This is a genomic window from Thermodesulfovibrio hydrogeniphilus (genome assembly GCF_054657355.1).
Genome location: NZ_BAAHYW010000001.1, coordinates 443,468 through 458,069 on the forward strand (window position 1 = coordinate 443,468; position 14,602 = coordinate 458,069).

Sequence of the window (14,602 nt, forward strand, 5' to 3'; positions counted from 1 at the left end):
ATTCCTACATAGAAATTAAAAATTCAAGAACTGCCTTAGATGTATGTAGTCTATTTTCTGCTTGGTCTAATACTACACTATGTGGACCGTCAATAACATCGTCAGTTATTTCCTCTCCTCTGTGTGCTGGAAGACAATGCATCACTATAACATCGGATTTTGCTCTTTTTAAGAGTTCTGCATTGACTTGAAATTCTCTAAATTTTCTCTTTTTTTCATCATTTTCTACTTCTCCCATGCTAATCCATACATCAGTATATATTACATCAGCATCTCTTACTGCTTCAGCAGGATTATAAAAGAGTTTTACTTCGGTAAACTCTTTTGCTTTTTCGATGCACTTTGCCTGCGGTTCATGTCCCTCAGGGGTGGCTATATGAATTGTCGTACCAGCAAGCGCAGAAGCTTCAATTAGTGAGTTTGCTACATTATTTCCGTCTCCCACATAGGCAATCTTTATACCTTCAAGTTTCCCTTTTTTCTCATAAATAGTCATCATATCTGCTAAAGCCTGACAAGGATGGTGAGAGTCTGTCAAGGCATTAATTACAGGAACATCTGTCCATCTGGCAAAATCTTCTATGATACTGTGTCCGAAGGTTCTGATAACAATTCCATCTAAATATCTGGAAAGCACCTGAGCTGTATCTTTTATTGTTTCTCCTCTGCACAATTGAAGCTCTTTAGGACTTAGATATACAGGATGAGCTCCAAGCTGATATATTGCAACTTCAAATGAGACCCTTGTGCGAGTTGAAGGCTTTTCAAAAATCATTCCTATGCTTTTTCCTATAAGCGGACATTTTAATTTGTCCTTACCTTCTTTTAGTTCAATAGCTCTTTTTATAAGTTTCTGGAATTCCTCTTTATCAAGGTCAAAAACTCTTAGAAAATCCCTTTTCAATTTTTCTCCTCCTGATCTTCCCTTAAGGCTTTTTCAAGTATCGCAACTGCAGCATTTATATCATCTTTTTCAATTATTAAAGGCGGAGTAAGTCTTAGCACCGAGCCGTCTCCAGCTGTGCCAATTATAAGACCGTTGCTCATGCACTTTTCAACAATTTTTGCTCCATTGAAATGAAGTTGAATACCAATCAAAAGTCCAAGTCCTCTAATCTCTTTGATTTTTTCAGGATATTTTTCCTGTAGCCCTTTGAGTTTTTTGAAAAGATGCTTTGACATCCTTTGACAATGCTCAAGTAGATATCCATCTTCAAGCAAGGTCTCAAGAACTGCAACTGCTGAAGCGCAGGCAACAGGATTTCCACCAAACGTGGATGCATGTGTTTTTGGTTGAAATGCTTGCGCAATTTCTTCACGAGCAAGAACTGCTCCTATTGGAAGTCCTCCACCAAGTCCTTTTGCAAGGGTCATTATATCAGGTTCAACTGCAAAGTGTTCATAGGCAAAGAGTTTTCCGGTTCTTCCAATTCCTGTTTGAACTTCATCAAAGATAAGAAGAATTCCTGCTTTATCGCATATTTGCCTTACTTTTTTCAGATAATCTTTATCAGGCACATTTATTCCACCTTCTGCCTGAATTGGTTCAAGAATTACAGCGCAAGTTTTATCATTTATTGTATTTTCTATTGCAGAGGCATCGTTAAAGGGAACAAATTTTACATCAGGAAGCAGTGGTTCAAATCCTTTGTGATATTTTTCCTGACCAGTCACACTTAAACTTCCGAAAGTTCTACCGTGAAAGGAGTTAAAAGCTGCGATGAATTCGTAGCGATGCTCACCAAATTTATTTTTCATGTAAATTCTTGCAAGCTTTAATGCTCCTTCATTTGCCTCTGTGCCAGAGTTGCAAAAGAATACTCTGTCTGCAAAGGAGTTATTTATTAAGATTTCTGCGAGCTTTACCTGAGGTTCAGTATAGTATAGATTTGACACATGAATAAGCCTTTGGACTTGCTTTTGAACAGCAACTACAACTCTTCTTGGACAATGACCAAGCACATTAACTGCAATACCTGCAAGAAAATCGAGATACTCTTTGCCACTTACATCCCATACTTTAATGCCTCTGCCTTTTCGTAAGGCGAGAGGATATCTTTGGTATGTTGGTGCCAGAAGCTTATGTGTAAGAGATATGATTTCTTTGTGTTCCATAAAGTTTTATGATACCACAAATTATAAAATTAATGATATAATTTTTATATCTAAAACAGGCGATTTTTTATAAAATTTATAGCCTGTCATTGCGAGCAGTAAGAGGGACTGCGAAGCAATCTAAAAAGGCGAGATTGCTTCCTCCTCGCTTTGCTCGGAGTCGCAATGACGGAAAGAAGAGTGTGTCGCGAACAGAATGCGTTGCGACCAGTCGCAATAAAGGTTGAGAATTGTTCAATTTATGTTATAATTTTTATTGATTTTCTCTATGCTTAAAAAACAGATAAGAAAAAAAATGCTTGAAATTCGCAATAATATAGGCTTTGAGATCAAAAAGCAGAAGGATGAAAGAATTACCAACTCATTTATTGAGCTTCTTAAGAAGAGAAAAGCCAAATCTGTGCTTCTTTATGCATCCTTTGGAAGTGAGGTTGACACATGGAGAATATTTGATTATTGCATCGCCAATTCCATAAAGACAGCTTTTCCAAAAGTAAAAGACAGAGATTTGGAACTTTGCTGGGTAGATAGACCAGAATGTTTAGACAGAGGCTATAAATCAATTCTTGAACCAAAGGAAGGGAAAATAGCTAATCTTCAAGAAATTGATTTAATTGCTGTACCGGGTATTGCTTTTGATAAGAAATGTTTTAGAATCGGCTATGGCGGAGGATTTTATGACAGACTTCTTTCCTTCTCACACGGATTAGCTGTAGGGCTTGCTTATGAAGAGCAAATCATTGATGAGATACCAATAGAGCCTTTTGATAAAAAGGTTGATTTAATAATTACTGACGAAAGGATGATAAGCTGTGTTTGACAGAAAAAAAATTGAAAAAGGTGTAAGGCTTATTTTAGAGGGAATTGGAGAGAATCCAGAAAGAGAAGGAGTTAAAGATACTCCTTCACGTATTGCAAGAATGTGCGAGGAGATTTTCAGAGGAATGCTTCCGCCTGAGGAAGATTTGCTCAAGTGTATTGAAGGTGAAACTCATGATGAGATGGTTCTGATAAAGGATATACCATTTTATTCTGTTTGTGAGCATCATCTTTTGCCTTTTTTTGGGCATGCTCACATTGCCTATATCCCAGATGGAAGAATTGTTGGGCTAAGCGAACTGCCAAAGGCGATTGATTATCTTGCTAAAAGACCACAGGTTCAGGAAAGGCTTACGAGTCAGCTTGCAAATTTGCTCATGGAAAAACTTAAACCAAAGGGTTGTATGGTCGTGATTGAGGCTGAACATTTATGTATGAGCATGAGAGGAATTAAAAAGCCAGGTTCTAAAACCATTACCTCTGCAGTAAGAGGCATTTTTAGAAAGAGTCAAACTACAAGGCAGGAAGCATTGGAATTAATAGAAGGGAGAAAATAATGTCAACACAGATTACCGCAGGAAAAATAATAGATGGAAAAGCTTTATCACAAAGTATTAAAGAAGATATCAAAGCTGAGGTTAAGGAATTAAAGGAAAAAGGTATAGAGCCTTGCCTTTCAGTTATTCTTGTAGGTGAAAACAAAGCCTCTCAGAAATATGTAAGTTTCAAGGAAAAAACCTGCAATGAACTTGGAATAAAAAGCCTTGTATTTAGGCTTTCTGAAGCTACACATGAAGAGGAATTAATCAAGCTTATAGATGAATTAAACAACAATTCATCGGTGAATGGAATTTTGGTGCAGCTCCCTCTTCCAAAGCATTTAAATCAAAATAGAATACTCGAGAAGATATCACCTTTCAAAGATGTTGATGGTTTTACTCCCTACTGTCTTGGCAGGCTTATAATTGATAAACCTCTATTTGTCCCTTGCACACCAAAGGGAGTAATAAGAATGCTTGATGAATATGGCATTGAAATAGAGGGTAAAAATGCTGTTGTCATCGGAAGAAGCATTATAGTTGGAAAGCCTCTATCTTTGCTTTTATTGAGAAGAAATGCTACAGTCACAGTCTGCCACAGTAAAACTAAAAATTTACAGGAAATTACAAAACAGGCTGATATTTTATGTGTGGCAATAGGCAAAGCAAACTTTGTAATCAAAGATATGGTAAAAGAAGGAGCAGTTGTAATAGATATTGGCATAAATGTGAATGAAAATGGGAAGGTTGTAGGCGATGTTGATTTTGAAGCTGTAAAGGAGAAGGCTTCTTACATTACTCCTGTACCGGGAGGAGTAGGACCAATGACAATTGCAATGCTTATGGAAAATACAATTTATGCAACAAAAATTCAATCGGGGTTAAGTATATGATAATTACCAAAAGCAAAAAACAGGAAGAAATAGCAAGTTATATTGAAAGATATAAATCTTTCTTCCTAATAGGATGTTCTGAATGTGCATCATTGTGTAGAACAGGAGATGAAGAAGCAATAAAACAGCTTAAAGAATGGCTTGAGAGTGAAGGGAAAGATGTTACAGGTTGGTTAGTGGCAAAAACAGGATGTCAAATACTGGGAACAAAACGAGAGGCTTCAAAATATAAAGACTCTTTAGAGAGGGCTGAATGTATTTTAGTGCTTTCCTGTGGAGCAGGAACTCAGTCTATAACTGAATTATTTCCAGACAAAACTGTAATTCCTGTTAACGATACTTTATTCATTGGCAATATGCGACGATTTAAGGAATTTGAGGAGCGATGCAGAGCTTGTGGTGAATGTTTTCTTGCTATTACAGGTATTTGCGTTGTAACTTTATGCCCAAAATCTATGTTAAATGGACCATGTGGTGGATATAAGGATGGCAGATGCGAGGTTAATCCTGACAGACGATGTGCATGGGTAATCGCCTTTGATATTATGCAGAAAAGAGAGTTAGTAGATAGATTTTATGAAGATATTTTAGGGCCAAAGGATTGGTCAAAGGCTAATTCACCAAGAATTTACAACGCAAAGGAGAAAAAAACAGATGTTACTTAGGGAAAAACTTCTGAAAGGTGAATTCGTATTTACAGTTGAGATAACTCCGCCAAAGGGACCTGATGTAACAAAATTGATAAATAAGCTTAGTCAATTAAAAGAGCTTGCAGATGCAGTAAATTTTACAGATAATCCATCAGCAATGATGAGAATGTGTTCATTGGCTGCATGCAAAATTTCTTTAGAGCTTGGATTTGAACCAGTGTTTCAAATGGCTTGCAGAGATCGTAACAGAATTGCAATTCAGTCGGACCTTTTAGGTGCTCATGCTTTAGGAATAAGAAATATTTTAGTTATGACAGGGGATCATCCCATATGGGGAGATCACAAAGAGGCGAAGCCTGTATTTGACATAGATTCTTCTTTGCTGATAAAACTTATCAATAAGCTTAATGACGGATTTGATATCAATGGAAATAAGCTTAATGGAAGGACTGAATTTTTTTTGGGAGCTACTGTAAATCCGAATGTTGAACCTTTAGCTCCACAACTTAAAAGATTTGAACAGAAACTGAAGATGGGAGCTCAGTTTTTTCAAACACAGATGATTTTTGATATTGAAAAACTTGAAAGATTTATGGAATATGCAGAAAAATTCAACACAAAGGTTATAGCAGGTATTGTAATGATAAGAAACAAGAAAATGTTGCATCATCTTGCAAATAACGTTCCCGGAGTTGTTATACCTAATGCAATAATCAATAAAATAGAAAATATGAATGATGAGGATGTAAAAATTTTTGGTATAGAATTGGCAGCTTCAATAACTTTGGATATAATAAAAAAAGGATTGTGTCACGGAGTTCATATAATGGCATTTTCAAATGTAGAGGAAGTTGAAAATTTGTTAAATTATATTAGAAATTGAGGAGATAATCATGGGACTTGTTGGGGTCAGTTTATTAGGAGAATATTTAGTCAAAAAAGGGTTGCTCACTGAGGAACAGCTTGTTAATGCCCTAAGACTTCAAAAGCAAGAGGGTATTCGGCTTGGGAGAGCTCTTATAAAATTAGGTTATATTAATGAAGAGCAACTTATAAAAGCTTTGGGAAATATTTACGGTTATCCAATAATTAATTTAACCCCTAGAGAAGTAGACATAAATTCTTTCAAATTGATTCCTGAGGAGACAATAAAGAAATACAAGATACTGCCCTTTTTAAAGACTGGAAATACTGTTAAAGTAGCAATTTGTGAACCCACTATGGTTGAACATATAAAATTTCTTCTTGCAGGTTACAATGTCCAAATTTATCTAATGAAAGAATCAGATATAAATAAACTTTTAAGCAATCTTATCCAAAGAGAAAATAAAAAATCCGATGCGGTTTTAGACCTTGTAGAAAGTGCGGTAACTGAAATAACTCAAGTTGAGGAAGACGAAAACAAACAGGAGGATGTATTCAGAGTAGAAGCACCAATTATTACTCTTGCTAATAAAATAATAGCAGATTCCATAAAAATGAGAGCCAGTGACATTCATATAGAACCCTATGAACAATCCGTAAGAGTAAGATATAGGATAGACGGAGTTCTTCAGAATATAATGGATTTACCACCAAAAATAAAAGGCTCATTGATTACGAGATTAAAAATAATGTCTCATCTTGATATCTCTGAAAGAAGGCTTCCACAGGATGGAAGAATCAAAATGAGGATAGGAGAAAAAGAGGTAGATTTCAGAGTCTCAACTCTTCCAACCATTTATGGAGAAAAGGTCGTTCTCAGAGTTTTGGAAAAAGGAAATCTTCAGCTTGACCTTACAAAATTAGGATTTGAAGAGATTTCTCTTAAGTTCTTTCTTGAAGCATTGGAACATCCCTATGGTATGATTCTTGTCACAGGTCCTACAGGTTCAGGAAAAACAACAACTCTTTACTCTGCTTTAATGAAACTTAACACGCCTGAGGTGAATATAATGACAGCTGAGGATCCAGTAGAATATAATTTTCCCGGTATTAACCAAGTTCATGTAAGAGAAGACATAGGACTTACATTCGCATCCGCCTTGAGGTCATTTTTAAGACAAGACCCTGATATTATAATGGTTGGTGAAATAAGAGATTATGAAACAGCTGAAATTGCAGTTAAAGCTGCGCTTACAGGTCATCTTGTACTTAGTACTCTTCATACAAATGACGCACCAAGCACAATTACAAGATTAATAAATATGGGAATTGAGCCATTTTTAATATCTTCCTCTGTAATATTGGTTGTTGCTCAAAGACTTGTAAGAAAGCTTTGCCCAAAATGCAAAAAAGAAGAAAATATTTCAAGTGAGACGTTATTAAAAATTGGAGTGCCTAAGGAAAAAATTAATGGGGCCAAAATTTATGGTCCTCATGGATGTTCTGAATGCAGTAATACTGGTTATAGAGGGAGAATAGCTTTATACGAGGTTATGCCTATTACGGATGCAATAAAGGATCTAATTGTAACAGGAGCTACTGCTGATGAAATTAAAAAAGAAGCAATAAATGCAGGAATGTTAACATTAAGGCAAAGCGGAATACACAAATTATTGCAGGGCTTGACTTCAGTGAAAGAAGTTTTAAGAGTGACAGCTGGAGATTAATTGTGCTTTCTACAATAAAAACTGATTTTTTAATAATTGGCAGTGGAGTGGCTGGCCTAAGGGCTGCAATTGAGCTTGGTTCAAAGGGAAAAGTCTTAGTAGCCACAAAGGACATTCCAACAGAAAGCAGTACTGAATATGCGCAGGGAGGCATTGCTGCTGCCTTAAGTGATGAGGACGAAATAGGCATACATTATGAAGATACGATAAAAGCAGGAGATGGGCTTTGTAATGAAGAGGCTGTAAAGATACTTGTCAGCGAAGGACCAGAAAGAATTATAGAGCTAATAAACTGGGGAGCAGAGTTTGACAAAGAAGGTTCAAAGCTTGCTTTTACAATGGAGGCTGCCCATTCCCGAAGAAGAATTCTTCACGCCCATGGTGACTCAACAGGAAGAGAGATAGAAAGGGTTCTCATCAATAAAGTCTCAAAAATGGACAATGTCCAAAAAGCCTCATTCACAATGGCAGTTGATCTAATAGTTGATGAAGGAGTATGCAAAGGTGCGGTTTTATTAAAGGGCGATGAATTTATAATATGTTATTCTAAAGCAACCTTGCTTGCTACAGGTGGAGCAGGTCAGGTATATATCAGAACAACAAATCCGAGAGTCATAACAGGTGATGGAATGGCTATGGCATTCAGGGCAGGTGCATATCTTAAAGATATGGAGTTTGTTCAGTTTCATCCCACTGCCCTTTATGCAAAGGGAGTGCCTGCTTTTCTTCTGAGTGAAGCATTAAGAGGCGAAGGAGCAATATTGAGAAACATTCATGGCGAAGCATTCATGCAAAATTATCATCCCAAAGCTGAGCTTGCTCCAAGAGATGTTGTTTCAAGGTCAATAATATCAGAGATGGTAAGGACAAATTCAACCCATGTATATCTTGACCTTACTCATCTTGATGAAGAATTTATAAAAAAAAGATTCCCGACAATCTATTCAACATGTTTGAAGTTTAATTTTAATATCGCAAAGCAGCCAATTCCTGTGTCTCCTGCTGCCCATTTTATGATGGGAGGAGTTGAGACAGATATAAATGGAAGAACGAATATCAATGGATTGTTTGCAGCTGGTGAGGTTGCATGTACGGGAGTGCATGGAGCAAACAGACTTGCAAGTAATAGCCTTCTTGAAGGGCTTGTTTATGGATACAGAGCAGGTAAAGAGGCATCAAGATACTGCGAAGGTTTAGAAGGAATTAAATTCCCAAGCAATGTTGATATTAAAAAGCCTGTGCATTCTGATTCAAAAGAAATCACTCAAATTAGGGAAGACTTAAAGAATACAATGTGGGAAAAAGTAGGTGTGATAAGATGTGGTGAATCTCTTGGCATAGCTCTTTCAAAAATCATGCCTTATTATGAGAGAATTTCAGATGTTTTTTTTGTTGATCCCTTTTCCGTAGAACTAAAAAATATGGTTACAGTTGGATTATTGATAACGCTTTCTGCACTATATAGAAAAAATAGCGTTGGAGCTCATTATCGCAGTGATTATAAAGAAAAGCTACCGGGGTGGGAAAAACATACAATTATTTATAAAAAAGGAGAGGAAATCATATTAAATGAGAAAAGCTAAAATTGTATGCACAATCGGACCTTCTTCTGAAGACAGGACTATAATCAGGAGTCTAATAGAAAAAGGAATGGATGTTGCTCGTCTTAACTTTTCACATGGAAACGAGGAATGGTTTAAGAAAATAGTAAGAATAATTCGTGAAGAGTCAGGCAGACTTAAAAAAGCTGTTGCAATTCTACAAGATTTACAGGGTATAAAAATTAGAATAAGCGATGTGCAGGGTGGTGAAGTTTTCTTAAATAATGGAGAAATTGTTGAGATTTTTTCTGGGAAAGAAATTTCTGACTCAAAAAAAATATACATCTCTTATCCAGCACTTTTAGAGGATGTTAAAGTCAAGGATGAAATTTTAATTGATGATGGTCTGATCAGAATAAAAATCATAGAAAAGCTTAATGATAGGTTAAAGGGAGTTGTAATAGAGGGTGGAGTTCTCAAATCAAGAAAAGGTGTTAATCTGCCTTACACAAGAACATCAGTCAGTTCTTTTACTGAAAAAGACAAAAATGACCTTCTCGTAGGAATTGATCTTGATGTTGATTATATTGCATTGTCTTTTGTTAGGAGTGCTGAGGATATAAAAACCGTTAAAGAATGGGCTAAGGAGAAGAACTTTAAACTACCCCCTTTGATTGCCAAAATAGAAAAAAGAGAGGCTCTCCAGAATATCAATGAAATTCTTGAAGAAGTTGACGGAATAATGGTTGCAAGGGGAGACTTAGGAGTAGAGCTATTTACATACGAAGTTCCTGTTTATCAGAAGCTACTTATAGAGCTTGCAAATGAGAAAAAAAAGCTTGTCATTACAGCCACTCAGATGCTTGAGTCTATGAGAGAACATACAAGACCCACAAGAGCAGAGGCAACAGATGTTGCAAATGCTGTTCTTGATGGAACAGATGCTTTAATGCTCTCTGCTGAAACAGCAACAGGCAAATATCCTGTTGAAGCAGTTAAAACAATGGATTCAATAATAAGCTTTACTGAGGGAAACCTATTTGATAGAATTACTTCTTTTTTCAAGGTTAGTGATTATTTTCCAGAGGCTACTGCCTCAGGTGCTGTAAGAGTTGCGCAGGATATAAGAGCAAAGGCAATTGTTGTTTTTTCTTATTCAGGATTTAGTGCATTATTAATCTCCAAGTTAAGACCATCAATGCCTATTGTAGCATTTACTCCTGATGAGAAAGTTTACAGAAGCCTTTCACTTATATGGGGAGTTATACCCATGTATATGGATAAAAATACAGATATAATAGACAATGCATTCTTAAAGGAAACAGAGAGCAAATTAAAAGAGCTAAATATTGTAAAAGACTCAGATGCTATTGTATTTGTAGCAAGCTCTCCATTCCTTGGAAACAGAAATGTAATCAGGCTTCACAAAATCGGTGACCCTTTATAAAAGGTCCGAATAGCTGTAATTTTTGAGATAGGTTATAAATTCTTCTACTGCGGGAGAAAGAATTGTATTTTTTGGAAGAACTATATAAAGGTCTCTTTTTATTTTACCTTCTTTGAGCTTTACAATCCTTAAATTTCCACAAGCAACTTCTTTTCTAATTGACCATTTTGAAACCATGGATAGTCCAATTCCTCTTTCAACAGCTTCTTTTATAGCACCAGTGCTTCCTAAGATTAAAGATACATGCATATCTGAAACGCTCAAATTATGCTCAGCCAAAAATTTTTCAATAACAAACCTTGTACTTGAGCCTTCTTCTCTCAGCACAAAAGGCTCTTTTATAACATCATAAATTGAGACAGATTTTTGATTCCCCATTGGATGATCAGAAGAGCATATGACACATAATTCATCGGAGATAATTGGTTCTACTATGTATTTATTTTTTCCTACAAATTCTGAGGTAATTCCAAAATCAATCAAACTTGAATTTAACATTTCAAGAATTTTCTTATCATTTCCGATTGTGACACTAATTCTTATTTTTGGATGCATTCTTTTAAAATCAACAGCAATGGCTGGAAGAATATAGTTTCCAGCTGTTATTCCAGCCCCAATTTTTACGCAGCCTTTAATGAGCTTTGTAATTTTACTTATCTCCTTTGCAGCCTCTGCATATAATGTTAAAATTTGCTTTGCGTATTTATATAAAATCTCACCAGCTGGCGTTAGATTAATAGTTCCCGATGATCTGTCAAACAATTTTGTTTCATACAATTCTTCAAGGGCTTGGATTTGGAGACTAACAGCGGGTTGAGTAAGATGAACAATTTCCGAAGTTTTGGAGAAACTTTTTGTTTCAGCTACCGTGCAAAATACTTTTAATTTGTGGTCTTCCATAAACAAATTAATTTTAACATAAAAAATTTTAATAATCAAGTAAAATATACCTCTCATGTTGACATTGCCAGATATCATGTTTTATATTATAAAAAATGAATATAAGGGGGTAAGGTATAGTGGTAGAAAGCAAAGTTAAATTGATTCAAAGACTAAGAAGGATAGAGGGCCAAATAAGGGGATTACAAAGAATGATTGAGTCTGGCAGAAACTGCGAAGAGATTATCACCCAGTTTGCCTCTATCAATGGAGGTTTAAAGGGTGCAGGATTTCTAATTGTAAAATTTTACATTAATGATTGTTTGACCAAAGGTCAAGGGTCCGTTGCAAGTATGGAGAAAGAGATAGAAAAGGTTCTCAAAACATATATCTCATCGGTATAAAGGAGGTCGTATAGATGCCTATTTATGAGTATAAATGCAAGAAATGCGGTAAAACTTTTGAAGTATTTGTTCCAATGATATCCAGAGAAATTAGAAATCAAGCCTGCCCTAATTGTGGTTCTGAGGAGACAGAAAAGTTAATCTCGCAAGTCTCCTCTGTATCAAATCAAGGAAGCTCATGTTTTACTTGGAGTGGAGGATGAAGAATTTAAAGACTGGCGGTCTGCCAGAGGAGGTTTAACTATGAATATATCAAGAAGATGTTTTCTTGCTTTAACATCATCCATTGGTGCTTCACTTTTATTAGGAAATAAAGTAGAAGCTGTGGAGGGTAAATACGCTACTTTAATTGACCTTACAAAATGTGATGGATGCAAAGATGAACCTATTCCAAGATGTGTAAAGGCATGTAGAGAATATAATAAAGAAAGATTTCCAGAGCCAAAGAAGCCCATTTTGCCCTATTGGCCCAGAAAAAACTATGAAGATTGGTCAGATAAAAGAGACAAAATTGACACCCTGACCCCTTATAATTGGATTTTTATTCAAAAAGCAAACATCAATGGAAAAGACATTTATATGCCAAGAAGATGCATGCACTGTGATAATCCTCCATGCGTAAGAGAATGTCCATTTGGAGCTTTGACAAAACAGCCAGAGGGCAATTCTGTGATCAATGATAAAATTTGCTTTGGAGGAGCAAAGTGCAGAGATGTATGTCCGTGGCATATTCCCCAGAGACAGGCTGGAGTTGGCATATATTTACAAATTCTTCCTAAATATGCAGGTGGTGGTGTTATGTATAAATGCGATTTATGTAAGGATAGAATAAAAAATGGACAGGAGCCAGCATGTGTAACTGCATGTAAAGAAAGGCTGGGAGATAAAGCAGTATTTACATTTGGGGAAAGAAAGAAAATATACGAACTTGCATATAAAAGAGCAAAAGAAGAGGGACTTTATATCTACGGCGATAGGCAAAACGGTGGAACATCAACACTTTATCTTTCAAGTATTCCCTTTGAAACACTTGATAAAGCTTTAAAAGAAAAGAAAGAGAGATTTCAGATGCCAGTAAAAGTAGAAAACAAAATAGAAACAACATTTAATCCTATCGGCAAAGTATTGCTTTCTGCTGGAGCAATTTCAATGTTGGGAGCAATAGTCGGCGCAATAGCTTCTAAAAAGGACTCAAAGGAGGTAGACAATGAAAAATAGGATTAAAAGACACAGTTTAATTGAGATAATTGAACACTGGAGCGTTGCTATCTCAGGCATTGTTCTTTTGTTTACAGGACTTGGATGCCTTCCACTGTATAAAAGATATTACATTACAGAAATACCCGGCTTTGCATGGACAGCTGATTTTTACTATGTTACCCTTATTCATTACATAGCAGCAATTTTTTTTGTATCTGCTGTAGTTTTTCATATATTTTATCATGGTTTAAGAAAGGACTTTGCTCTTTTGCCTAAAAAGGGTGATATTAAAAATAGCGTAAAAGTTCTTGCAGCAATGATAGGGCTTGGCAAAGAGCCACCTTCTGATAAGTATTTGCCAGAACAAAGAATAGCTTATGTGGGCATAGGTTTTGTTATATTAGTTTTGACAGTAACAGGAATTATTAAAGTTTTAAGAAACCTTGAATGGATTATACTTTCCCCACAGGCTGAATCAATAAATACTATTGTACATACTCTATCAGGCTTTATATTTATCCTTGCCTTTATTGTCCATGTTGGAACAGTTATTTTATTCAGGTCAAACTGGCCCCTTCTTAAAAGCATTTTCACAGGCTATGTAGATGAAGAATATGCAAAACACAGACACTCATTGTGGTATGAAAGGATTATTAGAAAGTAAGATAATTTTAGCAAAGTTATCGTTTTTTCATAATATGAAATAAACCTAAATTGTGAGATACTCAAGCATCATTGCTAACGATCGCCATGTCTTTGGCTTGCGGCAAGCTCTCCCTCCTTTCGTGGCTGTGTCGTAATCTGCCAATTCTCTTAAATCAGTCTGCTTTGTGCAAAAATTTTGTAGAATTTTCAATGTGTTTTGAAAAGCCTTGAGGAGAAAAATCTGACAAAATAGGGGTTATGACACAGCCATCCACCCTCCTCGCCATTACGACACACCCACCTTACTCGTCATTGCGACACACCCACTCCTCGTCATTGCGAGGAGCGATAGCGACGAAGCAATCTCGCCTTTTTTTCCAATAATGAGCGGGATTGCTTCGGCATCCTGATGGATGCCTCGCAATTACTGTGTAGTGTCATTGCGATTGGTTGCCCACCTTCAACTCGCGAAAAGCTTCGCAAAACAACATGGAATTTTTTCTCTGCACGAAATAGAGATCACTTCGGCTTGCTTCGCAAGCCTCGTGATGACGGAAATGAAAGTCATTGCGAGGAGCTTCAGCGACGAAGCAATCTCGTATTACGAACCTTACTTTGAGACTCTCCATTACACATTAACAAAGGTTCTCCCAAAAATAGCGATAGAAATCCAATAATTGGTATAACCATTTGAAAATTAAGTATTTTTTGCTGTCATTGCGAGCATCCGAAGGATGCGAAGCAATCTCTACTTTGTTTTTCAATAAAGCCTTACTATAGACTGCTTCGCCCCAGATTGCCACGCTATCGCTCGCAACAGGGGGGCTCGCAGTGACGAGTATCTATCTCTATTTTTCGGGGTTCTATAAAAAATCGCTA

16 protein-coding genes are annotated in these 14,602 nt (G+C 36.3%); 12 read left to right on the forward strand and 4 right to left on the reverse strand.

Features of this window, described 5'->3' with window-relative positions:
- Positions 1-4 precede the first annotated feature (4 nt).
- Positions 5-904, reverse strand: a complete 900-nt coding sequence (gene argF / locus ACYQ3P_RS02275) for an ornithine carbamoyltransferase (protein ID WP_460176336.1) — start codon at positions 902-904, stop codon at positions 5-7.
- Complete coding sequence (locus ACYQ3P_RS02280; RefSeq protein WP_460176337.1) at positions 901-2,115, reverse strand: acetylornithine transaminase; 1,215 nt, start codon at positions 2,113-2,115, stop codon at positions 901-903. The genes argF and ACYQ3P_RS02280 overlap by 4 nt, the downstream gene beginning before the upstream one ends.
- Before the next feature lie 268 nt (positions 2,116-2,383).
- Between ACYQ3P_RS02280 and ACYQ3P_RS02285 the strand changes: the two genes are divergently transcribed.
- Genes ACYQ3P_RS02285 through pyk form a run of 8 tightly spaced genes read left to right on the forward strand, consistent with a single transcriptional unit; the run spans position 2,384 to position 10,595 of the window.
- Complete coding sequence (locus ACYQ3P_RS02285; RefSeq protein WP_460176338.1) at positions 2,384-2,935, forward strand: 5-formyltetrahydrofolate cyclo-ligase; 552 nt, start codon at positions 2,384-2,386, stop codon at positions 2,933-2,935.
- Positions 2,928-3,491, forward strand: coding sequence for a GTP cyclohydrolase I FolE (gene folE / locus ACYQ3P_RS02290; RefSeq protein ID WP_460176339.1), 564 nt, complete (start codon positions 2,928-2,930; stop codon positions 3,489-3,491). Before ACYQ3P_RS02285 ends, folE begins: the two co-directional genes overlap by 8 nt.
- Positions 3,491-4,366, forward strand: coding sequence for a bifunctional methylenetetrahydrofolate dehydrogenase/methenyltetrahydrofolate cyclohydrolase FolD (gene folD / locus ACYQ3P_RS02295; protein WP_460176340.1), 876 nt, complete (start codon positions 3,491-3,493; stop codon positions 4,364-4,366). The genes folE and folD overlap by 1 nt, the downstream gene beginning before the upstream one ends.
- Positions 4,363-5,031 (forward strand): methylenetetrahydrofolate reductase C-terminal domain-containing protein, encoded by a 669-nt coding sequence (locus ACYQ3P_RS02300; protein WP_460176341.1) that lies wholly within the window; start codon positions 4,363-4,365, stop codon positions 5,029-5,031. Before folD ends, ACYQ3P_RS02300 begins: the two co-directional genes overlap by 4 nt.
- Positions 5,021-5,899: a methylenetetrahydrofolate reductase gene (locus tag ACYQ3P_RS02305; RefSeq protein WP_460176342.1), complete on the forward strand. Its 879-nt coding sequence runs from the start codon at positions 5,021-5,023 to the stop codon at positions 5,897-5,899. Before ACYQ3P_RS02300 ends, ACYQ3P_RS02305 begins: the two co-directional genes overlap by 11 nt.
- Before the next feature lie 10 nt (positions 5,900-5,909).
- The gene (gene pilB, locus ACYQ3P_RS02310; protein WP_460176343.1) at positions 5,910-7,607 is read left to right on the forward strand and encodes a type IV-A pilus assembly ATPase PilB; all 1,698 of its coding nucleotides are present in this window, start codon (positions 5,910-5,912) and stop codon (positions 7,605-7,607) included.
- Positions 7,608-7,609: 2 nt separating this feature from the next.
- Positions 7,610-9,190: an L-aspartate oxidase gene (gene nadB / locus ACYQ3P_RS02315; protein ID WP_460176344.1), complete on the forward strand. Its 1,581-nt coding sequence runs from the start codon at positions 7,610-7,612 to the stop codon at positions 9,188-9,190.
- The gene (gene pyk, locus ACYQ3P_RS02320; RefSeq protein WP_460176345.1) at positions 9,177-10,595 is read left to right on the forward strand and encodes a pyruvate kinase; all 1,419 of its coding nucleotides are present in this window, start codon (positions 9,177-9,179) and stop codon (positions 10,593-10,595) included. Before nadB ends, pyk begins: the two co-directional genes overlap by 14 nt.
- Here pyk and ACYQ3P_RS02325 read toward each other — a convergent pair.
- Positions 10,590-11,552 carry a selenium metabolism-associated LysR family transcriptional regulator gene (locus ACYQ3P_RS02325; RefSeq protein WP_460176346.1) on the reverse strand — a complete coding sequence of 321 codons (963 nt, stop codon included), beginning with the start codon at positions 11,550-11,552 and terminating at the stop codon, positions 10,590-10,592. The genes pyk and ACYQ3P_RS02325 overlap by 6 nt on opposite strands.
- A gap of 62 nt (positions 11,553-11,614) precedes the next feature.
- On the opposite strand from ACYQ3P_RS02325, the gene ACYQ3P_RS02330 reads away from it, so the two are divergent.
- Genes ACYQ3P_RS02330 through ACYQ3P_RS02345 form a run of 4 tightly spaced genes read left to right on the forward strand, consistent with a single transcriptional unit; the run spans position 11,615 to position 13,742 of the window.
- Positions 11,615-11,878 carry a metal-sensitive transcriptional regulator gene (locus tag ACYQ3P_RS02330; protein WP_460176347.1) on the forward strand — a complete coding sequence of 88 codons (264 nt, stop codon included), beginning with the start codon at positions 11,615-11,617 and terminating at the stop codon, positions 11,876-11,878.
- Between the two features lie 14 nt (positions 11,879-11,892).
- Positions 11,893-12,081, forward strand: a complete 189-nt coding sequence (locus ACYQ3P_RS02335) for an FmdB family zinc ribbon protein (RefSeq protein ID WP_460176348.1) — start codon at positions 11,893-11,895, stop codon at positions 12,079-12,081.
- Positions 12,082-12,121: 40 nt separating this feature from the next.
- Entirely contained in the window at positions 12,122-13,096 is a 975-nt protein-coding gene (locus ACYQ3P_RS02340; protein ID WP_460176349.1) for a 4Fe-4S dicluster domain-containing protein, read from the forward strand.
- Positions 13,086-13,742 (forward strand): formate dehydrogenase subunit gamma, encoded by a 657-nt coding sequence (locus tag ACYQ3P_RS02345; RefSeq protein ID WP_460176350.1) that lies wholly within the window; start codon positions 13,086-13,088, stop codon positions 13,740-13,742. The genes ACYQ3P_RS02340 and ACYQ3P_RS02345 overlap by 11 nt, the downstream gene beginning before the upstream one ends.
- A 616-nt stretch (positions 13,743-14,358) precedes the next feature.
- Here ACYQ3P_RS02345 and ACYQ3P_RS02350 read toward each other — a convergent pair.
- Complete coding sequence (locus ACYQ3P_RS02350) at positions 14,359-14,526, reverse strand: hypothetical protein (protein ID WP_460176351.1); 168 nt, start codon at positions 14,524-14,526, stop codon at positions 14,359-14,361.
- Positions 14,527-14,602: the final 76 nt, after the last annotated feature.

Coding starts and splice junctions, on each gene's coding strand:
- ACYQ3P_RS02340 (WP_460176349.1), top strand. CDS start 12,122: ATGAATATATCAAGAAGATGTTTTCTTGCTTTAACATCATCCATTGGT.
- ACYQ3P_RS02325 (WP_460176346.1), bottom strand. CDS start 11,552: ATGAGAGGTATATTTTACTTGATTATTAAAATTTTTTATGTTAAAATT.
- ACYQ3P_RS02285 (WP_460176338.1), top strand. CDS start 2,384: ATGCTTAAAAAACAGATAAGAAAAAAAATGCTTGAAATTCGCAATAAT.
- folD (WP_460176340.1), top strand. CDS start 3,491: ATGTCAACACAGATTACCGCAGGAAAAATAATAGATGGAAAAGCTTTA.
- ACYQ3P_RS02345 (WP_460176350.1), top strand. CDS start 13,086: ATGAAAAATAGGATTAAAAGACACAGTTTAATTGAGATAATTGAACAC.
- ACYQ3P_RS02300 (WP_460176341.1), top strand. CDS start 4,363: ATGATAATTACCAAAAGCAAAAAACAGGAAGAAATAGCAAGTTATATT.
- ACYQ3P_RS02280 (WP_460176337.1), bottom strand. CDS start 2,115: ATGGAACACAAAGAAATCATATCTCTTACACATAAGCTTCTGGCACCA.
- pyk (WP_460176345.1), top strand. CDS start 9,177: ATGAGAAAAGCTAAAATTGTATGCACAATCGGACCTTCTTCTGAAGAC.
- pilB (WP_460176343.1), top strand. CDS start 5,910: ATGGGACTTGTTGGGGTCAGTTTATTAGGAGAATATTTAGTCAAAAAA.
- ACYQ3P_RS02335 (WP_460176348.1), top strand. CDS start 11,893: ATGCCTATTTATGAGTATAAATGCAAGAAATGCGGTAAAACTTTTGAA.
- ACYQ3P_RS02305 (WP_460176342.1), top strand. CDS start 5,021: ATGTTACTTAGGGAAAAACTTCTGAAAGGTGAATTCGTATTTACAGTT.